Source organism: Corynebacterium suicordis DSM 45110 (assembly GCF_015351405.1).
Lineage (GTDB): Bacteria > Actinomycetota > Actinomycetes > Mycobacteriales > Mycobacteriaceae > Corynebacterium > Corynebacterium suicordis.
In genome coordinates this window covers 150,681-171,730 of the sequence record NZ_JADKMY010000003.1, presented here as the reverse complement: position 1 = coordinate 171,730, position 21,050 = coordinate 150,681, and the positions used below count along the sequence as shown (strand labels likewise).

Below are 21,050 nucleotides of genomic sequence, written 5' to 3'. Positions count from 1 at the left end.
TGCCTGATATTTTGCTTTTCCCTAGGCATTTTTGTGGCGCGCCTTTGGTTCTCACCGGGGAACCGAAAATGATTCCAAGAAAGTTAGGATGAAAAGATGACTCAGTACCGCATCATTGACGCGAAGAAGAACGTAATCCAGGAGACCGAGCTGGAGTCTGACGAGAAGGCTTACGACTGGTTCAAGGATGAGTCCAAGGCTGACGATTCCCTCGGCTACGGCCTCGAGGCAAACGTCGATGGCGAGTGGCAATTCATCGACCAGGCCGAGGGTGGCACCAACCCAACCGGTTCTGAGAACTAATCTTCCTGTTCCTCTCATCCCGGGCACCAGCGCAATAGGTGCCTGGCGGGATCGAGGAACACCCGGAATTAACCGTCTGTATCTGTAGGCGGTTGATGCTCGTGCGAGGCTCTGCCTAGCGCGGGCATTTTTGCGATGGTCGGTCGGCTGGTTTCCTAAATTAGAACAGGTGTTCTAATTTATATGAGTTTATCCAGGTTGTTGTCTTGGCTGTTCGTATAGTCATTTGTGTACGTTGAATTGACTCGAACAACTAGGGGAACGTTGTCATGGGGGACCTATATTTCGACGCCTGCGCGCCGGATGACCCACTATCCATCCACTACATGCACACCAATCGTGCTGACTACGCCGCCTGGCGCTCGGTCATGCCCAACCCAGTCACTGATGATGTCGGTGTCCACTCAGTGCGCATCGCCTGCCGCATGGGGGTGTCAGAAACCTTGGCGCGGCAGAATTTCGACGCGCTGTTGATGCTGCATTCTTTGCCGAAGCTTTCAGCGCTGATCGAGGAGATGGCGCACATCGATTTGTGGCGGTTGCGTGCCATTGATCGGGCCACCATCGGCGTGGAACACTATGCGCTAGATGCGGTGGATACCGCCATCACCGAATACCTCACCCCGCGTTATCCCAATCAGCATTTGCCGGGTGCGGTGGCTATCCGGAATAAGGTGCGCAAGATTGTGTTGGAGCATGATCCGCTGGCTGCCGAGCGGGATGAGGACGAAAACCGACGCAGCCTCGGATTCACCCCGACCAGTGGTGGGGGCGCGAAGATGTTGGGCTATCTGCCCGCTGATGAGGCCCACATCCTGCACGAAGCTCTGACCACGATCGCACGCAAAGAGGAGTGCACGCTCGTGGATGCCCTACTCAAGCTGGTGTGCGAGAAAGTGGACGCGCGCGTGGTGGTCAACGTGTATTCCAACGAGGGTGCCGATGCCGATGTCATGGATGGTGCCGGCGCACTCTCTCCCCAGGCTGTTGCCCGAATCAAGGATCTGGTGGCCGCGGGGAAGACCAATAGCCCGCGCGATCTGCGCGATGGGATGGCTGGGTTGATCGTCCCTGGATACAAGGTGCCGGAGGCGATGGCGGCCTTTGTGCGCGGCCGGGATGGGACGTGCCGGGGACCGGGATGCGTGGTTCCGGCCTCGCGATGCGATCTAGACCATCGGATCCCATTCGACCAGGGCGGTCTAACCACTCCAGCAAATCTGCATGCGCTGTGCCGAAAGTGCCACAATCGGAAGACCGATGGGGTGATGAAAGTGATCATGGACGCCCAAGGCGCAGATCACTGGATTTTCCCGGATGGTTCAGTGGTGGTGACGTTGCCCGGTGGTCCGATCAAGTGGCCGGCGAAGCAATCGTTGGATGGCCGGTGGCGCCAGAACTGGGAGGAGCGGATGCAGGAACGCCGCGGACTCCGACGCCAAGAGAATCAACGAGCGCAGAATAGAGAACACCAGACCGTGGCTTGATTCCGGAGGGGATCCGACAGAGCCCCGCACACGCAACCGAGAAAAAGCCCTCACCACCGCGAAAAGCCCCTGCAACCGAAAAAGCCCTAGAGCACGATCGCTCTAGAGCCTATCCGGAATGCCTTTCGAACCGCAGAACTTTAGAACCTCAGAAACCTAAGCGTTCTGACGTGCCTTCTGAGCGGCGGAAACCAGCACCTTCAGGGACTCGGTGGTTTCATCCCAGCCGCGGGTCTTCAAGCCACAGTCGGGGTTGACCCACAGCAGGCGAGGATCCACGGAATCCAGAGCGGAAGCAAGGAGCTCGTCAACCTCGGACTGGGAAGGCACGCGAGGGGAGTGGATATCCCACACGCCGGGGCCCACACCGAGTTCGTAACCTGCGGTCTTCAGTGCCTCGAGCACCTGCATGCCGTTGCGGGCTGCCTCGATGCTGGTCACGTCTGCGTCCAGGTTGCTGACGGTATCGATCAGCTCGTTGAACTCGGAATAACACATGTGCGTGTGCACCTGAACCTCGTTCGGGGCAGAGGCGGTGGCCAGTCGGAAACTGCCCACGGCCCATTCGAGGTAAGCCGGCTGATCTTCCTTGCGCAACGGAAGCAGCTCGCGGATGGCAGGCTCATCCACCTGGATGATCTGCGCTCCGGCGGCAACGAGGTCATCGATCTCGTCTTGCAACGCCAGCGCGACCTGATCGGCGGTTTCGCCGAGTGGCTGGTCATCGCGCACGAAGCTCCAGGCCAGCATGGTCACGGGGCCAGTCAGCATACCCTTGACTGGCTTGTTCGTGAGATCCTGCGCGGCCTTGTACCAGTTGACGGTCATGGCCTCAGGGCGGTGTACATCGCCGAAGATGATTGGCGGACGAACGCAGCGAGAACCGTAGCTCTGCACCCACGCGAACTCAGTGGAGAGGTAACCTTCCAGCTGCTCGCTGAAGTACTGCACCATGTCGTTGCGCTCTGGTTCACCATGCACCAGTACGTCCAGGCCCAGCTCTTCTTGGCGACGAATCACATCCGCCACCTCGTCCTTCATCGCCTGCTCATAGGCGGCAACGTCGATGTCACCCTTGCGGAACTTCGCACGGGCAGCACGGATCTCCTGGGTCTGTGGGAAGGAGCCGATGGTGGTGGTTGGCAATGGAGGCAGGTCTAGGGAGGTGGCCTGAGCCTCGCGGCGCTTTGCCACGGGATCGCGGTGACGCTGCTCTTCGGTGATCGCCTCGGTGCGCTTGCGAACTGAAGAGTTGTGGGTCAGCGGGGACTCAGCACGCGCGGCAATAGCCTTGCGGGAGGCCTCCAGGGCCGCTTCATCCGCAGGGGTGGAAACACTCTGCAGCGCGCGGGAAAGCACGGCGACTTCCTGGATCTTCTCAGTTCCGAAAGCCAGCCACTCCACAACCTCGGGGTGCTCGGCCCGCAACTGCGCCTCGCGATCCAGGTTGTACGGCACGTGCAGCAAAGAACAGCTGGTGGAAACGGCAACTGGGCCGCGCTCAGCCAAACCGCGCAAAGTCTCCAGTGCTGCGTCCAGATCGGTGCGCCACACATTGCGGCCATCCACCACGCCAGCAACCAGCAGCTCGGAACCAGTCCAGGAAGGCAGCTCGGTGCTACCCGCAACCAGATCCACGCCAATGGCGGCCACACCAGTGCCGCTCAGAGTCTGCAAAGCTTGCTCTCCCTCGCCGAAATAGGTCTGCACCAGCAGCTTCAAGCCAGAAGCAGCAGACAGCTTTTCGTAGCCAGCGCGTACCTGTTCCAGCACGGCAGCATCCACTTCGGTCACCAGCGTGGGCTCATCCAGCTGCAACCACTCCACACCGCGGTCAGCGATGCGCGGCAGCAGGCGAGCGTAAGTGGCAAACAATTCATCAAGGTGAGAAAGCGCAGAAGAGCCATCCGTGGTGCGCGCCAAGCTCAGGTAGGTCAACGGCCCCACCAGCACGGGACGCACAGCAGTGCCCACGCGCTTGATCTGGTCGGACACATCCTCCAGGAACGCGGAATCATCCAAGCTGAACGTGGTGGATGCGGAGAGCTCCGGCACGATGTAGTGGTAGTTCGTGTCGAACCACTTGGTCATCGCGGAGGCGGGCAATTCCGAGGTGCCGCGGGCGGTAGCGAAGTAGCGGTCGATGAACGCTGGTAGGCCGTCATTGTCGTGATCCGCGATGTCCTGAACGCGCTCTGGCAGCACGCCGAGAAGGGCGGAGGTGTCCAGGGTGGCGTCGTAAAAAGAACGACCAGAAAACGGAACCGCATCCACACCGGCTGCCAAAACAGCGTTGGTGTAGTTGTTGGTCAGTTGGGTGGCCGTGGAGGCCAGGCTGCGACCGGTGGAAGAGTCTTTCCAGTAGGTCTCGAGCGCTTTTTTGAGTTCGCGATCGGGGCCAATGCGTGGGACCCCGGCGATGGTGGCGTGAAAATTCATGAGTCTGATCCTCGTCATTCGATGTCTGTGTGGCGGCTACCGGCAGGCATTCGGACTTAGCGCAGCGAAGCGAGGAAAAACCCCGGACGACGTGCGCATACCGTTGCGGGACAGCTCCGGTTTCTCACCGGATTCCCCTGCTATGTTCACGCTCGACCGTTCACCTTGTCCGGGGCTCCAGAAGGTGGGTGGCGTGAACCGGTTGCTCAAGAAACAGCAAACACTAGACCGCTCTGTCTGTCAACCTTGCTCTCCAGCGGACTTGACGAACGCCCCGGATTGGCGCACGATAACCCTGCAAAAACTTCCTGCCCCGAGGTGACATAGGGGCGCCTCCTTTCGCGACCAAAGGAAACCATGTCACCCACCATTTCCCGCGCACTGCTGGCAATTTCCGGCATCATCATCGCGGCCACCTGGCTCTACTTGGTGCTCTCCCAACCCACGGATTCCAACTGGGACGCGCTCGCGGATTCGCGCAGCTCAGCCATCGCTTTGGTGGGATTTGTGGCCCCAGCCATCCTGGCGCTTATCGCCATCATCCCGCGCCTACCCGTGCGCACGCTGACTTTGATGCCCGTGGCGCTGGCGCTGAACATCGTGGTGGGACAGGTGATCGGCACCATGGGCCTGCCGCTGCCGCTGTACTTCGACTCCTTCGGCACTGTCCTAGTGGGTGCGCTGGCCGGGCCCGCCGCAGGCCTGGTCACGGGCGTGCTTTCCGCGCTGGTGTGGGGCACATTCAACCCCACCGTGATCCCCTTCGCCGCCGCCTACGCATTCGTGGGACTGGCCGCAGGATTGCTCCGCCGCTGGTGGAGGGGCTCATGGTGGCGCATCGCGCTGGCAGCCCTGGTGATCGGTTTCTTCACCGCGCTGCTCTCCGCACCCGTGGCCAGCTTCATCTTCGGCGGCACCGCGGGCACGGGCACCGGCCTGCTGGTGAGCTTCTACCGCTCCCTCGGCTTCGAGACCCTCACCGCCGTATTCCTCCAATCGTGGACCTCCGACCCGCTGGATAAACTCATCGTGTTCAGCGTGATCTTCGCGGTCATCCGCGCCCTGCCCCAACGCACCCTGAGGACCTTCGCCCCCGTCTCATGAATCCACTGACCCCCCTCACGTTCGCGGCCTGCGCAGCCATCATGGTGCTGGCCGTGGATTCGTGGATCCTTTCCGCGGTGGTTGTGGGGGCGGTCTTCTTATCGACGCCACGTCGTGTTCTCCTCCCGACCCTCGCCATTGGTCTGCCTGCGTGTCTCGGGTTTGTGCTGATGTACGCGCCTTTCGGCCAGGAGCTGGGATGGTGGATCATCACGCGCGATGGCCTGAGCACAGCACTGCACTTGGGGATCAGGTTTCTGGCGGTGACTGCCGTGGCGCTGCTGGGGATGAGCAAGGTGGACGTGGATCGGCTGATGCGTGCGCTGCAGCCGCGGGTGCCAGCACCTCTGCTTTACGTGGTGGGCTCCACGGTGCGTCTGTATCCCATGGCGCGGCAAAGGCTGCAGACAATCCAGCAGGTGCATCAATCCCGAGGGATCGATACCTCCGGAATCCGCGCGAAGGCGCATCTGGTGTTGCCGCTGATCGTGGGTTTGGTGGACGATGCTGCCCAGCGCGCCCGGCCCTTGCAGCACCTGGGAGTGGGGGAGCGGGGGCCGCGCACGGTGTTGCATCCCGTGGCGGATTCCGCGGTGGAGAAGTTCCTGCGCTGGGGAGCGCTGCTGCTGACCGCTGCAGTAGTTGTCTGGGCCCTAGGATGGGCCCCGTGATCACGCACATTTGGGCGCCCTCCGGCACAGGGATTACCGAGCATTCCTGGCAGTTAGCCGAATCCACCGGTGCCGCCTGGGTGGGCAATAATGCCGCCGCGCACATCACGCTGCTGCGCTCCACTGTGGAGGAAGAGCTGGCCGTGGGGATGGAACAGCGCGGGGTGCCACGGGAGGACATGCGGGCGCGCGTGGATTCCGCATTGCGCATCTGGGGGCTGGAGGACGTGGCTGGCCAAGACCCCACCACGTTGTCCACCGGGCAAACCCGCCGGGTGGCCATCGCAGCGGCACTGCTGACCAGGCCGGATGCGCTGGTTCTGGACTGTCCAACGGATGGGCTGGACGCGGAAGCCGTAGAGATTCTGCGGGAGAGCCTGCTCGCGTTTTCTGGCGAGGTGACCGTGTATGACCGCGTGTGTGGTCCGCTTTTTGCTGAGGCAGCATCGTGCTTGACCCTGCTTCCCAGCGGTGAATTGGAACCGTGGCAAGGGGAGGATATTGCGGTGTGCGCGGTTGAGGCCAAGGCAGGCCAGCGCGAGGATCAGCCAGTGCTCCTCCGGGCGGAAGGGGTGCGCGTGCACCGGGCCACGGAGCTGGGGCCATTTGACGTGCAGGTTCGCGCCGGAGAGATAGTTCACCTGGCTGGGCCCAACGGTTGTGGGAAGACATCCCTGCTCATGGCGGCAATGGGATTGCTGAAACACGGTGGTCTGCTGGAGGTCAGCAGCGCGGGCTGGACACCCACGGCGTTGGATGAGTCCATCACGCAGCGCACGGCCTTGCGCGAAGTCTCGCTGGGCGGGGGAGCTGCAGCGGGAAGAGAAGCGCTGGAGTTCGTGGGGCTGCAGGAATACGCCGACGCACACCCGCTGGACATGCCCGCCTCGGCACGGCGCATGCTCCTGGTGGCATGCGCCCTGGTCAGGAAGCCAGACGTGCTGCTGCTGGATGAGCCGACCGTCGGGCTGGATACGGCTGGGTACCAGTGGCTAGCGCGAGTGATGCGCGACTACGTGAGCCACGGTGACAAAGCCGTGCTGTGGACCTGCCACGACGCGGAATTCGCCGCGGCGGTGAGCGACGTTAGTCTGACACTTCCACAGAATCGCCGTTCGTAGACACGGACTTGGCCGCGGTGAGGGGATCGCGGGATGGGCCCTCCACCACGTCACCGGTGGCGACATCGAAGCGGGATCCGTGCTTGGGGCACGTGGCCACGGTGGTGCCCTCGAAGTCCTCGATCTTGTCGATGGTGCCATTGGCGTGCGGGCACACTGTCGAGAACGCGGTGTACTCGGATTCGGTGGGGTGGCTGATGATCCATCCGTCGATAATGGTGGCATCGCCCACCGGGATATCGGCCTTCGCGGCCTTGGCCACCACTTTGTCACCGGCACACGCTGCCAAGAGCGCACCGGAGGCGGTTGCGGCGGAAGCGAGGGCGACCCCGCGGAAGAATTGGCGACGGGAGCAGGACAGCGGAGAATTGGAAGCGCTCATACTTCTCATTATTGCGCTCCAGCCAGCGCTAATCTAGCAAGGGCAGGCTATGGTCTTGACCCTCACGCAGCGTCATACTGAAAACTCTGGAGTCATGTCGGAACAAGTTGAACTCACCGTTGGCGAAGCGGCCGATTTCCTGGGAGTGAGCGTGCGCACGCTGCACCACTGGGATCACATCGGGCTGCTCTCCCCAGGGTGGCGAACCTATGGGAACTATCGCCTCTACACGCCCGAGGATATGGAACGGGGTCAGCTGATTCTCATGTACCGGGAAGCTGGAATGCCCCTGAACCAGATCGCCGAGGCGCTGGAAAGTGGCGCAGATCTCCGCACTCACCTTGTCCGGCAGAAGCAACTACTCACGCAGCGACTCGGCAACGTGCAGCGCATGATGCGCGCGGTCGAGGAACTGTTGGAACTCCAGGAGGAGAACATGAGCGAGAACATGAACACCCAACAAATCAAGAACATCCTCGGACCCGATTGGGACCCGGAATACCAAGCTGAAGCTGAACAGCGCTGGGGAAACACTGAAGAATGGGAGCAGTCCCAGCGCGTGGCCAAGTCCATGAACAAAGATGACTGGGCTGCCACCAAGGCCGCCAATGAGCAGTTGGCGAAGGACTTGGTTGAGGCGGCGGAGGGTGGCGTCGAACCAGGAAGCACGCGCGCGAACGAATTGGCAGAACAACATAAAGCCACCGTGGACCGCTGGTACCCGTGCTCTTATGCCAAGCAGGTGATCCTGGCGCGGATGTACGTGCAGGACGAGCGCTTTGCCGCCACCTACCAGCAGCAAACGGAATACCTGCGGGACATCGTGGAGGCGAACGCGCAGGCCCACGGGGTGTGCCTCGAGAACGTGGCGTGGGAGTAGCATGGAAGCCCATGTACACCCCTGAAAACATCGGTACCCCGCTGTCAGAAAACGCCACCACGGTGTTGCTGCTTGGATCGGGAGAACTCGGCCGCGAAGTGAGCATTGAGCTGCAGCGGCTGGGTGTGGAGGTGCACGCGGCGGATCGTTACCTGGGGGCGCCGGCGCATCACGTGGCCAATCACGCGCACGTCATCGATATGACCAACGCCACTGAGTTGCGAGAATTGGTGGAAAAGGTACGCCCGGATTTCATCATCCCGGAGCTCGAATCCCTGGCCACCGATGAGTTGGAGCGCATCGAGGAGGCCGAGTTGGCTACGGTGGTGCCCGCTGCTCGCGCGGCTCGGCTGACGATGGACCGCGAGGGCATCCGCACGCTCGCGAGCGAAGAGCTGGGCCTTCCCACCAGCGCGTATAGCTTCGCCTCGACCTATGATGAGCTGTACCGCGGCGCGGAAGAAGTGGGATTCCCCTGCGTAGTGAAGCCACTGATGAGCAGCTCCGGCAAGGGACAGAGCTACGTGGGAAACGTGGATGAACTACCGGATGCCTGGGATGCGGCCATGCGCGGCGCGCGGGTGAGCAACCAGCGGGTGATCGTGGAGCAGTTCATCCCGTTTGATTACGAGATCACGCTGCTCACCGTGCGGTCCATCGACCCAGAGACCGGCCGCGATGCCACGTGGTTCTGCGAGCCCATCGGCCACCGCCAAGACCGCGGGGATTACGTGGAATCCTGGCAGCCTGCGGCCATGAGCGAGATCGCGTGGGATAACGCCCGCAGCGTGGCAGCCCGCGTGACCAGCGCTCTAGGTGGGCGCGGAGTCTTCGGGGTGGAGCTGTTTGTGAAGGGCGATGACGTCTACTTCTCCGAGGTCAGCCCCCGCCCGCATGACACCGGCATGGTCACCATGGGCTCGCAGCGCCTGAGCCAGTTCGCCCTGCATGCGCGCGCGATCCTGGGCCTGCCCATCGATACCACCCTGGTCTCCCCGGGTGCCTCCGCCGTGATTTACGGCGTGCAGAGCGAAGGCCCCGTGACCTATGGCGGGCTGGCCCAGGCGCTGAGCCTCCCGGAGACTGACGTGCGCCTGTTCGGCAAGCCCGTTTCTTATCTTCGACGCCGAATGGGCGTGGCTATTTCCACTGCTGAATCAGTGGAACTGGCGCGCGATCGCGCCGGGGCAGCCGCCCGCCTGGTGGAGGTTAGAGAGAGCTAGCCGCCATCTGCGCTCCAACTTCTGCGCATTCCGCGCGCCCGCAGTGTGCGGTGGCGGGGTTGGAGGCACAGTCATCGCACATGAGCTGCTGCTTGCGGCACTCCTCGTTGATGCAGTTGTGGAACAGGTTCGTGGGCGCCTCACAGTGAATGCAGTGTCCCAGCTGCTTGGAATCATTGGAAAACTCCATGTGCATGCGCTTATCGAAGACATACAGTGAGCCCTCCCACAGGCCCTGATCTCCAAACTTTTCGCCGTAGCGGACGATGCCACCGTCGATTTGGTACACCTCTTTGAAACCGCGGTTCTTCATCAGCGAGGAGAGGATCTCGCAACGGATGCCACCGGTGCAGTAGGTGACCACTGGCTTGTCCTTGAGGTCATCGTATTTGCCGGATTCCAGCTCGGCGATGAAGTCATGCGTGGTGTTCACATCGGGGACGATGGCGTTCTTGAACTTGCCGATCTCCGCTTCCATGGCGTTGCGTCCGTCGAAGAACACCACTTCATCGCCGCGCTCTTCCACCAGCTTGTTCACCGCTTCTGGCTTCAGATGTGTGCCGCCACCGACAATGCCATTGGCATCCACCTTGATCTCATCGGGGGAGCCGAAGGCCACGATCTCATCGCGCGCCTTGACGGAGAGCTTGGGGAAGTCCTTCGCGCCACCCTCGGACCACTTGAATGACATGCGGGCAAAGCCTGGGTACTCGCGGGTCTTGCGCGTGTACTGCTTGCAGCTGCCCAGCTTGCCGCCGACCGTGCCGTTGATTCCGTGCTTGCTCACGATGATGCGGCCGGTGAGTCCGAGCTGCTCACAGAGGGTGCGCTGCCACAGCATCACCGCGATGGGATCTTCGATCGGGGTGAAGCAGTAGTAGAGCAAAATGCGTGATTCTAAGAGGTCGGATGCGCTAGTGGCCATGGGGAAATGATAGTCTCGGGCAGGACAAGACCTCAAAAAACCGGCCCTGCGGGAAAGCAGAACCGGTGAGAGTGAGCGGGAACTAGTCCAGCTGCAGGTGCATTTCTACGTGGCGGATGCCATCCACGTCGAACTCCTCGCCGATCGGCTCGAAGCCGTAGCTGCGGTAGAACTCCGTGAGGTGAGCCTGCGCCTCGATCTTCACCACTGCCTTCTGCGTGGAAGGGTCCAGTGCAGCGGCGCGTCCACGGCATACGTCGAGGGCTTCATCGATGATCTGCCGGGAGATGGCGAATCCGCGCATATCCGAGCTCACACACAGGCGGCCAATGTGCTGTTCTTCTGGCTGGCCGTAGATGCGGGCTGTGCCGACCAAGCGCAGGGGGCTGGCGGGGTCAGGGGCTCCGAAGGGGAAATCTGGCCCGGAGCCGGGGTGCACATAGGCCAGAATGTGCTGGGTATTCGGGTGAATATCCACATCGTCGATCTCCGCGAAGGGTGCACGCTGCTCGCTGACGAAAATATCAACGCGCAGTTTGTACAGCGCATGCACCTGCTGCGGGGTCATGTTCAGTAGTGCTCGGCCTGTGAGGTGAATCTTGGGCGTCTGCATATCCGGCTGCGTCATAGGAAAAGATTGTAGCGGGGCTGAAGTCTCTTGGTTTAGTTATCTTGAGAGAACTTAACCATTTCGTCCCAGTCGCGAACCTTCTTGCGCTCGCGACCTTCGGCCTCGCCCAGCTCGCGTTCGTGCTTATCCAGCGCGTACCAGCCGTTCCAGGTGGTGAAGGTGATTCCCTTGCTCTTGAGGAACTCGTCCACCGCTTCCAGCTCTGGGGTGGCGGGGGCAAAGCCGATGCCCGCGGCGTAATCCTCCAGCAGGTTGGCCACTGCCTCGTTGGCATCGCCCTTGGTGTTACCGATCAAGCCCACTGGGCCACGGCGGATCCAACCGGTGGCATACACGCCCGGGAGGCGCTCGCGCTTTTCTGCCTCGGGATCAGCGGATCCAGGCACGCCGGCGATGCCGTCTGCGGTGGGGCCTTCAGTGAGCACGCGTCCACCCACGTTGGGCAGCACGTTTTCCCGTTCGTCCCATGGCAGGTCAGCTTGCTGGTCAGACTTGTAACCCACAGCGCGGTAGACAGCACCCACGGGCCATTCGGTGAACTTACCCGTGCCCTCGACGCGACCATCACCCGTGAGCTGGGTGCGCTCGGTGACCAAGGCGGTGACCTTGCCGCTCTCGTCGGTCTTCACCTCGTGCGGAGACTCGAAGAAGTGCAGGTAGAGCTTGTGTGGCGCGCCCTTTGGTTCCGCGATAGCGTACTGCTCTAGCAGGGTGCAGACCATGTCCTGGATCTTTGATGAACGACGCGCTTCTTCCGAGCCTTGGTCGTAGTCAATGTCCTCTGGATTAACCACTACCTCGATGGTGTCCGAGTGGTTGAGTTCCTTGAGCTCCAAAGGCGTGAACTTTGCCTGTGCCGGGCCGCGACGGCCGAACACGTGGACTTCCTTGGCCTGGTTGTCCTTGAGGGAGTCATAGACATTGTCGGGGATTTCCGTGACGCGGAGTTCGTCACCCGTCTTGGCCAGTACGCGAGCCACGTCCAGACCCACATTGCCCACGCCGATGACTGCCACGGAATCGGCCTGCAGGTCCCAGGAAGGCTCGAAATCTGGGTTGGCATCGTAGAAGCCGACGAACTCTCCGGCGCCGATGGTGTGCTCGCCACCCGGGAGATTAAGTTCGCGGTCGTCGGTTGCGCCGGTGGCGTAGATGACGGCGTCGTAATACTGCTTGAGCTCATCGAGGGTGATGTCCACGCCCACGTTGACGTTGGCAAACAGACGAATTTCCGGCTTGTCCAGCACCTTGTGCAGGGACTTGATGATGCCCTTGATGCGGGGGTGATCGGGTGCCACGCCATAGCGAATGAGGCCGAAGGGGGCCGGCATGCGCTCGTAGATGTCCACTGCAACGTCCTGATCTGACTTGGTCAGGGCATCGGAGGCGTAGATTCCGGCGGGGCCGGAGCCGATGACGGCTACTCGGAGCGGGCGATTGTCAGCCATGGGTTCCTTTTTGCTTGGGGAAATGGATGGTTCTTCGGTTATTAGTTCTTAGGTTAACCGTACTGAAACCAGCACTGTACACACTAGGGCTGAACTATAGACAGAGTGGTCTAGGAGTGGCAAGTCTCGGCTGCCTTGATTAGATGAACCGAGCGGTCTATTGTGGGCATTCGATAGACAGATTGGTCTAGGAAACACCTGGAAAGGCGACGATGACTACTGCCAAGCGCAAGCCCCGCCCACAAGGGCAATGGCTGGTCGATGGAACCGACCCCCTCAATGACGATGAGCGGATCAAGCAGGAGGATCCGGGCATTGCCGTGATGAGCCGCGTGCGCGAAACGTACTCCAAGCAGGGATTCGCCTCCATTCCTCCGGAGGATCTCGCGCCCCGCCTCAAGTGGGTGGGTATGTACACGCAGCGCAAGCAGGGCCTGGATGGAACCCAAACCTCCACGCTGAGCAACGCGGAACTGCAAGACAACTACTTCATGATGCGCATTCGCCTCGACGGCGGCCAGGTGAGCACCGAGGGTCTGCGCACCATCGGGGAAATCTCCAGCGAGTTCGCACGTGGAACCGCGGACTTCACCGACCGGCAAAACGTGCAGCTGCACTGGATTGCCGTGGAAAACGTTCCCGAGATCTGGGACCGGCTGGCAACCGTGGGTCTGGATACCCGCTTCGGCTGTGGCGATGTGCCCCGCGTGATTCTGGGTTCACCCGTGGCGGGAATTGCCGCAGATGAGATCATCGACGGCACCCCGGCACTCATGGACATCAAAGAGAACTACTTGACCCGCCCGGAATTCGGAAACCTCCCCCGCAAGTTCAAGTCCGCCATTTCCGGCAACCTGCGCCAGGACATCACCCACGAGATCCAGGACCTGGCCTTCATTGGTTCCGAACACCCCGAGCATGGTCCTGGTTTTGACGTCTGGGTCGGCGGCGGCTTGTCCACCAACCCGATGCTGGCACAGCGCCTCGGCGCCTGGGTGCCACTGGAAGACGTGGCGGAAACCTGGGCTGGAGTGGTGGGGATCTTCCGCGATTACGGTTACCGCAAGGTGCGCAACCGCGCCCGCCTGAAGTTCCTGGTTGCGGACTGGGGAGTTGAAAAGTTCCGACAGGTGCTGGAAGACGAATACCTGGGTAAGAAACTCCTCGATGGCCCAGCGCCAGAGGTGGCTCCCGGCTACCGCGATCACGTGGGTCTTTACCCGCAGCGGGACGGCAAGTTCTACCTGGGTGTGAAGCCCACCGTGGGTCACACCGATGGCGAGCAGCTGCAACAGCTGGCTGACCTGGCGGATAAGTACGGTGTTACCCGCTTGCGCACCACCCCGGACAAGGAGCTGCTGTTCCTGGATCTGACGCAAGAAAACGCGAAACTGCTGGCCGAAGAGCTAGAGGTGATGGGGTTCAGCGCTAATCCGAGCGCGTTTAGGCGGGACATTATCTCCTGCACCGGCCTGGAGTTCTGCAAGCTGGCACACGTGGTGACCAAGCAGCGGGCAATCACGCTGGTTGACGAACTGGAAGAGCGCCTGGGCGATCTTGATGTGCCCCTCAAGATCAGCTTGAACGGCTGCCCCAACTCTTGTGCGCGCACGCAGGTGGCGGATATCGGCCTGTCCGGCAAGATCCTCACTACTGACGATGGCGAGCGCGTGGAAGGTTTTCAGGTGCACCTGGGCGGCGCGGTCGGCATGCGTGCGGGATTCGGCAGGAAGCTCCGCGGCAACAACGTGTTCTCCGCTGACCTGGGGGATTACGTGGTGCGCGTGGTGGAGAACTTCAAGGCTGGCCGGGAAACCGGGGAATCATTCGGCGAATGGGTTGTCCGCGCCGATGAGGAGCTGCTGGTATGAGCGTCCCCGATGAGGACTCCTTGCCTTCGGTAAATAAGGAGATCGGCGGCAAGGAAGGCCATCCCAATGGCCGTCGAGCCACAGTGAATAACTGTCCTTATTGCATGTCGGAGAACCTGTTTCCGGATGCGGAAACTGATAACGCCTGGCAGTGCCGCGAATGCCTGCGGGTGTTCTCGGTGAAATTCCACGGGCATCTCAACCTGAAATAAAACCGCGGCAAACCTGGTTGCGCAGGGTGATGGACTAATCGGTCTATTCAAAGCGCAGCACAGGCTAATTTTCGCGAATTCCAATTGTAGAACTGAACCGATTGGTCTACTGTTGTGCCCAAGCAAACAGACAGATTGGTCTGTACGAATTTTTCCACGACGTGATGAGAGGAACGCATGAACTTTGCAGATGCCTCCGGCCTTAAGGGCGGAGGATTCATCGGCAGTAGTCGACGCACCACGGACGCGGATGACTACCGCGATCCCGCGGTGAGCCCTCCGGGTGATACCACCAGAACTACGCCGTTGAGCGAGGAGCAGCGTCGGGTTCACGAAGAGCTGGTCTCCACGTGGAACGAGAAGCTGGAAAACGCCACGGCTGAAGAGATCTTCGACTGGATCCACGAGCATGTGCCCGGCACCGTTGCCGTGACCATGTCCATGCAGGACACCATCCTCGCGGAGCTCTCCGAAGGTCGCCTCGAAGATGCCGAGCTGGTGTTCTTGGACACCGGCTACCACTTCGAGGAAACCCTGCAGACCAGGGACAACGTCCAAGAGCGCTACAGCCTGCCGCTGACCAACATCACGCCCACCTTGAGCCGCAAGGAACAAGACGAGGTGTACGGCAAGGATCTCTACCTGCGCGATAACACCGCGTGCTGCCGCATGCGGAAGGTGGAACCGCTGGCTCGCATGCTGGATCCCTTCGAGGCATGGATCACCGGGGTGCGTCGGGTAGATAGCGAACTGCGCGCCAACACGCCAGTGCTGGAAGTGGACCGAACCGGGCGATTGAAGATCAACCCGATCGTGGACTGGACGGACGAAGACGTGAACAACTTCATCCACGACCACGACCTGATCATCCACCCACTGACCACCCAGGGTTACCCCTCCATCGGCTGTGCCACGTGCACCCTCCCCGTTGCCGAAGGCGAAGATCCACGCTCCGGCCGCTGGGCTGGCTCCAACAAGACAGAATGCGGGCTACACACCTAATGACTACTCAGACCTCTGTACTTTCCCCACACCTGGCCTCGCTGGAGGCGGAATCCATCGAGATCCTGCGCGAGGTGGCCGGCCAGTTCGACCGCCCTGCACTGCTTTTCTCCGGCGGTAAGGATTCCGTGGTGGTGCTAGAGCTGGCCAAGCGCGCCTTCGCCCCAGCTGCCGTTCCCTTCGAGCTGCTGCACGTGGATACCGGCCACAATTTCCCGGAAGTCATCGAGTTCCGGGACAAGATCGCTGCCGATCCACGCGTGAACCTGCGCGTGGCTCACGTGCAGGACTGGATTGATTCCGGCGTGCTGCAGGAGCGTCCGGACGGTACGCGCAACCCGCTGCAGACGGTTCCTCTGGTGGAGACCATCCAAGAGCAGAACTATGACGCAGTGCTCGGTGGTGCCCGTCGCGATGAGGAGAAGGCGCGCGCCAAGGAGCGGGTATTCTCCGTGCGCGATTCCTTCGGCGGCTGGAATCCCCGCCGCCAGCGCCCCGAACTGTGGGGTCTGTACAACGGCCGTCACCAGGCCGGCGAGAACATTCGCGTGTTCCCCATCTCTAACTGGACCGAAGCCGATATCTGGGACTACATCCGCGACCGTGAGGTAGAGGTTCCCGGTATTTACTACTCCCACCAGCGCGAGGTCTTCGAGCGCGGTGGCATGTGGCTCACCGCCGGCGAGTGGGGCGGCCCGAAGGAAGGCGAAGAGCTGGTCACCAAGACCGTGCGCTACCGCACCGTGGGTGACATGAGCTGCACCGGTGCCGTGCTTTCCGAAGCCACCAGCATCGACGACGTGATCGACGAGATCCGCGCATCCACCACCACCGAGCGAGGCGCTACCCGCGCCGATGACAAGCTCTCCGAATCTTCCATGGAAGACCGCAAGAAGGAAGGTTACTTCTGATGACCGCTCTGCCCACCCTGCGCCTGTGCACGGCCGGATCCGTAGACGACGGCAAGTCCACCTTTGTGGGCCGTCTGCTCTACGACACGAAGTCCATCCTCGCGGATCAGTACGAGTCCGTGGAGCGCGTCTCTGCGGCCAAGGGCTTGGACAACCCTGACCTCTCCCTACTGGTCGATGGCCTGCGCGCCGAGCGCGAGCAGGGCATCACCATCGACGTGGCCTACCGCTACTTCGCCACGGATAAGCGCAGCTTTATCCTCGCGGACACCCCCGGTCACGTCCAGTACACCCGCAACACGGTGACGGGACTTTCCACCTCTGAATTGGTCATCGTTCTTATCGACGCCCGCAACGGCGTGACCGAGCAGACCCGTCGTCACCTGCGCGTTGCAGCCATGATGAAGATCTCCCACGTGGTGGTGGCCGTGAACAAGATCGACGCCGTGGATTTCTCCCAAGAAGTCTTCAATAACGTGGCAGCAGATATCACCCAGCTGACTGGCGAGCTGGAGCTCAACCACGTGGATATCGTGCCCACCAGTGCATTGTTGGGCGATAACGTGGTGGAGCGATCCTCCAACACCCCGTGGTACGAAGGCCCCTCCGTGCTGGAGATCCTGGAAGAAGCCACCCCAGGCGCGGAAAACCAGGGAGTGGAACGCGAGCTGCGTTTCCCCATCCAAATGGTGATCCGCGAGCACGCCACCGATTACCGCGGCTATGCCGGACGCATCACTGCCGGAGCCGTTGCCGTGGGGGAGACCATCTCCGCCGGTGGCCGCGAGGCAGTGGTGGAGGGCATCGACTCTCCGGACGGTGAGCTGGATCGTGCAGAGCGTGGACAGTCCGTGGTGATCCGCCTGGATCGGGAGATTGATCTTTCCCGCGGTGACATCATCGCTGGTTCAGACGTGCCCGAGCCCACCAATCAGCTCACCGCCACGGTCTTCCACCTTTCGGAAACCCCCGTGCGCCTGCGCGGAAACGTGCTGCTGCGCTACGGCAGCGCCACCGTGCGCGCCCGCGTTGATGAAGTGATCGAGCGCATCGATGCACCCCAGGGCACCTCTGAAGAGCTGGTGCTCAATGACATCGCTCGCGTGCGCATCACCGTGGCCGAGCCACTGCCCTTCGAGTCCTACCGCCGCGGCGGCCGGGTGGGCAGTTTCCTTCTCATCCAGCCGGGCACGGGTGACACCGTGACCGCCGGTCTGATCGACTAAAAGGCGCGCAGACGTGAACACTCCCCGAATCGTGCTGGCCCATGGGTCGAGGCACCCATTGGCGGACGCGGCCATCCACCAGGTGGCCGATGAAGTGGGAGCTCACGCAGCCTTTCTCGACTTTTCCCCGCGCACCCTGGAAAACCAGGCGCGGGTTCTGGCCGCGAGTGGACACAGCCACGTGGACGTGATTCCACTGCTGTTCACAGATGCATTCCACGCGCGCCATGATGTCCCCGCCGTGGTGGCAGAAACCGCCGAAAAGACGGGAATCACCATCCGCTTGACCAGCACCCTGGGCACCGGAGGGGACATCGCTGAAATCCTTGTGAACCAAGTGAAAACGGCAGGGGTGGCGTCGAAAAATCTTGCCATCTACGCAGTGGGCTCCAGCGATGAGGCGGCCAACCAAGCCGTCCGTGAGCTCGCCGAAAAAGTGGGGGAGACCCTACGAATGCCCTGCTCGGCTCTCTTTGCCACCGGAAAAGGTGTGGATAGGGGAGTCGCCGGACTGCGCGCGTACTGCGCAGAAAACGGGCCCACCCACGTGATTCCGTTGTTTGTTGCCCCCGGAAAACTCTGGGACATGGCCGTGGAAAGCGGTGTCCCCAACGCGAGCTACGGCAGGCCACTGGGCACTGCACTCGCGGGAGTTATAGAGCGCAAGCTCACTTAAAAACTTAAGGATTCGATCAACGATGTACAAGCTATTTCTCTTCGCCATCGCCGGACTACTGGCGCAACTGGTGGATGGCGCGTTGGGCATGGCCTTCGGTGTCACCGCAACCACCGTCCTGCTGTTTTCCGGGCTGACTCCCGCCCACGCCTCCGCGGCTGTGCACTTCGCTGAGATGGGCACCACGTTCGCCTCGGGTGCATCGCACTGGAAGCTGCGCAACGTGCACTGGCCCACCGTGTTCTTCCTCGGTGTGCCGGGAGCCATCGGCGCGTTCTTCGGCGCCACGCTGCTCTCCAACCTCTCCACCGATGCCGCCAAGCCGGTGATCACCGCGATACTCGCACTGCTGGGCTTCTACGTGATGTTGCGCTCCTTCCTCCTGCCGTGGAACCGCACGCAGGCAGCGGAAAACACCGCGAAGGGCTACGGCCCGGGTGGCGCTCCCACGCGCAAGTCCAAGCTGAGCCTGGGCGTGCTGGGACTGGGCGGCGGATTCCTGGATGCCTCCGGTGGCGGCGGCTGGGGTCCCGTGACCACCTCAACCCTGATGGGCCTGGGTAAGGCAGAACCGCGCAAGATCATCGGTACTGTCAGCGCCTCCGAGTTCCTGGTGTCCGTGGCGGCTTCCCTCGGCTTCATCTTCGGCCTGGCCGGGGAATTGCAGGAAGTGTGGCGGCCCGTGGTGGGACTGCTGATCGGTGGCGTAATCGCCGCTCCCCTGGCCGCGTGGCTGGTCACCAAGATCAAGCCGCAGATCCTCGGCGGTTTCGTTGGTGGGCTGCTGATGCTCATCAACATCCCGCGCTTGCTGGCGGCCTCCAATGAGGTGAGCATCGCTATCGCCGTAGTGGCAGCCTTGGGAATCGTGGCTCTGGTGCTGACGCGGCGTCGGAAATTGCTGGGAGAACGGGCCGCACGGACGACCAATCCAGCCGAAAACCTGGGCGAAGCAGAGCCGGGAGACAGCGAAGAAAAGGTGCTGGCACCTGCGTATTCGCACGCGAATCATCGGGAGTAGATGAAGGATAGGGTGAGCTCAGGCACAATGGGAAAGACAATTGCTAACCTGCACTATCCCACCTGAAAGGCACTTACCTGTGACTTCCGCACAACAGCCCACCATTCGCACGGTCCTCACCCCAGTAGCTAGCGCCACCACCCGCCGGGAAGACATTCTGCAGGCAGCGGATAATGCCCAGGATTTGTTCTCCAACGTAGACCCCGTGACCGGAGAATTCTCCGATTACCTGGACGCTGCACTGCAGGCTGACTCCAGCCTGCTGGTGGGATCCGGCGCTCCCGTTAACGATGCTCGCTTGGCTGATGCCACCGGCGCCAACCTGGTGCTCGTGGGTGCAGGCGAGGCAGATATTGAACACATCAGCATTCTTAACGATCGTCTTGAGCGCATGGGTTACTCCGTAGCCGGTTATGCACTGCTGGACGCGCAGGATGCCGCCGGCGAGCACCAGGTGAACTTCACACAGGCAGCAGAGCTGAACCGCCGCGAGCAGAAGGTGGGTCCAGAGCTCTTCGAGCGCAACCTCATCCTGGAAGCCCGCCAGCGCCAGGCACACATCGTGCTGCCCGAGGGCGATGATGACCGCATCCTCCAGGCTGCGCACCAGCTGCTGGAAGACGAAGTATGCCAACTGACCATCCTGGGTGACCCTGAGTCCATGAAGTCCCGCGCCCAGGAGCTGGGCCTGAACATCGAGGCCGCCACCCTGGATGACCCCACCTCCGGCGATCAGCTGGAAGAGTTCGCCCAGGATTTCGCCGAGCTGCGCAAGCACAAGGGCATGACCGTGGATGAAGCCCGCGAAACCATGAAGGACATCAGCCACTACGCCACCATGATGGTGCACAAGGGTCTGGCCGATGGCATGGTTTCCGGTGCAGCGCACACCACCGCGCACACCATCAAGCCTTCCTTCCAGATCATCAAGACCGCCCCCGGTTCCTCCGTGGTCTCCTCCATCTTCCTCATGGTCATGGACGGTGTGCTGTGGGCATTCGGTGACTGCGCCGTGAATCCTAACCCGACGCCAGAACAGCTTGCGGAGATCGCCGCAGTGTCTGCACAGACCGCCAAGCAGTTCGGAATCGAGCCAAAGGTGGCCATGCTTTCCTACTCAACCGGTGCCTCCGGCACTGGTGAAGACGTGGAATCCGTGGTCAAGGCCACCGAGCTGGCACAGCAGAACAACCCAGAGCTCTCCATCGATGGACCGCTGCAGTTCGATGCCGCAGTGGTGGAATCAGTTGGACAGAAGAAGCTCCCCGGCTCTGATGTGGCGGGCAAGGCCACCGTGTTCATCTTCCCCGATCTGAACACCGGCAACATCACCTACAAGGCAGTGCAGCGCACCGCCGATGCGCTGGCAGTGGGCCCAATCCTGCAGGGACTGAACAAGCCAGTCAACGACCTCTCCCGCGGAGCTACCGTGCCGGACATTGTAAACACTGTGGCAATCACCGCTATCCAGGCTAAGTAAATCCGCTAGTTCAGCGGGCAGTAATGTGCATTCAGCA

General features: G+C 61.5%; 20 protein-coding genes and 1 riboswitch. Of the genes, 15 read left to right on the top strand and 5 right to left on the bottom strand.

The features are described from left to right. Window positions 1–96 precede the first annotated feature (96 nt). Both IRY30_RS09215 and IRY30_RS09210 read left to right on the top strand, forming a co-directional pair. A complete protein-coding gene (locus IRY30_RS09215) occupies window positions 97–303 on the top strand; it encodes a hypothetical protein (RefSeq protein ID WP_194557130.1) in 207 nt (68 codons plus the stop codon). A 269-nt stretch (window positions 304–572) separates the two neighbouring features. Beyond that, a complete protein-coding gene (locus IRY30_RS09210) occupies window positions 573–1,790 on the top strand; it encodes an HNH endonuclease signature motif containing protein (protein WP_194557129.1) in 1,218 nt (405 codons plus the stop codon). 156 nt (window positions 1,791–1,946) lie between these two features. On the opposite strand, the gene metE is transcribed toward IRY30_RS09210, so the two are convergent. Beyond that, complete coding sequence (metE, locus tag IRY30_RS09205) at window positions 1,947–4,229, bottom strand: 5-methyltetrahydropteroyltriglutamate--homocysteine S-methyltransferase (RefSeq protein ID WP_194557128.1); 2,283 nt, start codon at window positions 4,227–4,229, stop codon at window positions 1,947–1,949. Window positions 4,230–4,253: 24 nt separating this feature from the next. Then, window positions 4,254–4,405: riboswitch (cobalamin riboswitch) on the bottom strand. Between the two features lie 181 nt (window positions 4,406–4,586). Here metE and IRY30_RS09200 point away from each other — a divergent pair. Genes IRY30_RS09200 through IRY30_RS09190 form a run of 3 tightly spaced genes read left to right on the top strand, consistent with a single transcriptional unit; the run spans window position 4,587 to window position 7,125 of the window. Continuing rightward, entirely contained in the window at window positions 4,587–5,333 is a 747-nt protein-coding gene (locus tag IRY30_RS09200; RefSeq protein ID WP_194557127.1) for an ECF transporter S component, read from the top strand. Further along, window positions 5,330–6,004 (top strand): energy-coupling factor transporter transmembrane component T family protein, encoded by a 675-nt coding sequence (locus IRY30_RS09195; protein WP_194557126.1) that lies wholly within the window; start codon window positions 5,330–5,332, stop codon window positions 6,002–6,004. The genes IRY30_RS09200 and IRY30_RS09195 overlap by 4 nt, the downstream gene beginning before the upstream one ends. Further along, a complete protein-coding gene (locus IRY30_RS09190; RefSeq protein WP_194557125.1) occupies window positions 5,992–7,125 on the top strand; it encodes an ATP-binding cassette domain-containing protein in 1,134 nt (377 codons plus the stop codon). Before IRY30_RS09195 ends, IRY30_RS09190 begins: the two co-directional genes overlap by 13 nt. Here IRY30_RS09190 and IRY30_RS09185 read toward each other — a convergent pair. Continuing rightward, window positions 7,091–7,507 carry a Rieske (2Fe-2S) protein gene (locus tag IRY30_RS09185; RefSeq protein WP_194557124.1) on the bottom strand — a complete coding sequence of 139 codons (417 nt, stop codon included), beginning with the start codon at window positions 7,505–7,507 and terminating at the stop codon, window positions 7,091–7,093. The two genes, IRY30_RS09190 and IRY30_RS09185, sit on opposite strands and share 35 nt — an antisense overlap. Window positions 7,508–7,601: 94 nt before the next feature. On the opposite strand from IRY30_RS09185, the gene IRY30_RS09180 reads away from it, so the two are divergent. Beyond that, window positions 7,602–8,387: a MerR family transcriptional regulator gene (locus IRY30_RS09180; RefSeq protein WP_194557123.1), complete on the top strand. Its 786-nt coding sequence runs from the start codon at window positions 7,602–7,604 to the stop codon at window positions 8,385–8,387. Window positions 8,388–8,398: 11 nt separating this feature from the next. After that, a complete protein-coding gene (gene purT, locus IRY30_RS09175; RefSeq protein WP_194557122.1) occupies window positions 8,399–9,610 on the top strand; it encodes a formate-dependent phosphoribosylglycinamide formyltransferase in 1,212 nt (403 codons plus the stop codon). Here the strand turns inward: purT and trhO are convergent. From trhO to IRY30_RS09160, 3 genes are all read right to left on the bottom strand, one after another. After that, complete coding sequence (gene trhO / locus IRY30_RS09170; protein WP_194557121.1) at window positions 9,597–10,535, bottom strand: oxygen-dependent tRNA uridine(34) hydroxylase TrhO; 939 nt, start codon at window positions 10,533–10,535, stop codon at window positions 9,597–9,599. The genes purT and trhO overlap by 14 nt on opposite strands. Window positions 10,536–10,617: 82 nt before the next feature. Beyond that, entirely contained in the window at window positions 10,618–11,163 is a 546-nt protein-coding gene (locus IRY30_RS09165; protein ID WP_194557120.1) for a GNAT family N-acetyltransferase, read from the bottom strand. 35 nt (window positions 11,164–11,198) lie between these two features. Continuing rightward, complete coding sequence (locus tag IRY30_RS09160) at window positions 11,199–12,614, bottom strand: FAD-dependent oxidoreductase (protein WP_194557119.1); 1,416 nt, start codon at window positions 12,612–12,614, stop codon at window positions 11,199–11,201. Window positions 12,615–12,826: 212 nt separating this feature from the next. On the opposite strand from IRY30_RS09160, the gene IRY30_RS09155 reads away from it, so the two are divergent. The 8 genes from IRY30_RS09155 (at window position 12,827) to pta (ending at window position 21,013) form a co-directional block, all read left to right on the top strand. Next, window positions 12,827–14,485 carry a nitrite/sulfite reductase gene (locus IRY30_RS09155; RefSeq protein ID WP_194557118.1) on the top strand — a complete coding sequence of 553 codons (1,659 nt, stop codon included), beginning with the start codon at window positions 12,827–12,829 and terminating at the stop codon, window positions 14,483–14,485. Continuing rightward, window positions 14,482–14,697 carry a hypothetical protein gene (locus tag IRY30_RS09150; protein WP_194557117.1) on the top strand — a complete coding sequence of 72 codons (216 nt, stop codon included), beginning with the start codon at window positions 14,482–14,484 and terminating at the stop codon, window positions 14,695–14,697. The genes IRY30_RS09155 and IRY30_RS09150 overlap by 4 nt, the downstream gene beginning before the upstream one ends. A 177-nt stretch (window positions 14,698–14,874) precedes the next feature. Next, complete coding sequence (locus tag IRY30_RS09145) at window positions 14,875–15,699, top strand: phosphoadenylyl-sulfate reductase (protein ID WP_194557116.1); 825 nt, start codon at window positions 14,875–14,877, stop codon at window positions 15,697–15,699. After that, window positions 15,699–16,610, top strand: coding sequence for a sulfate adenylyltransferase subunit CysD (cysD, locus tag IRY30_RS09140; protein WP_228503363.1), 912 nt, complete (start codon window positions 15,699–15,701; stop codon window positions 16,608–16,610). The genes IRY30_RS09145 and cysD overlap by 1 nt, the downstream gene beginning before the upstream one ends. Next, entirely contained in the window at window positions 16,610–17,836 is a 1,227-nt protein-coding gene (locus tag IRY30_RS09135; protein WP_194557114.1) for a sulfate adenylyltransferase subunit 1, read from the top strand. Before cysD ends, IRY30_RS09135 begins: the two co-directional genes overlap by 1 nt. A 13-nt stretch (window positions 17,837–17,849) precedes the next feature. Next, window positions 17,850–18,512 (top strand): sirohydrochlorin chelatase, encoded by a 663-nt coding sequence (locus IRY30_RS09130; RefSeq protein ID WP_194557113.1) that lies wholly within the window; start codon window positions 17,850–17,852, stop codon window positions 18,510–18,512. A gap of 22 nt (window positions 18,513–18,534) precedes the next feature. Then, window positions 18,535–19,533, top strand: a complete 999-nt coding sequence (locus tag IRY30_RS09125) for a sulfite exporter TauE/SafE family protein (RefSeq protein ID WP_194557112.1) — start codon at window positions 18,535–18,537, stop codon at window positions 19,531–19,533. A gap of 157 nt (window positions 19,534–19,690) precedes the next feature. Further along, entirely contained in the window at window positions 19,691–21,013 is a 1,323-nt protein-coding gene (pta, locus tag IRY30_RS09120; RefSeq protein WP_228503440.1) for a phosphate acetyltransferase, read from the top strand. The last annotated feature ends 37 nt before the right edge of the window (window positions 21,014–21,050 follow it).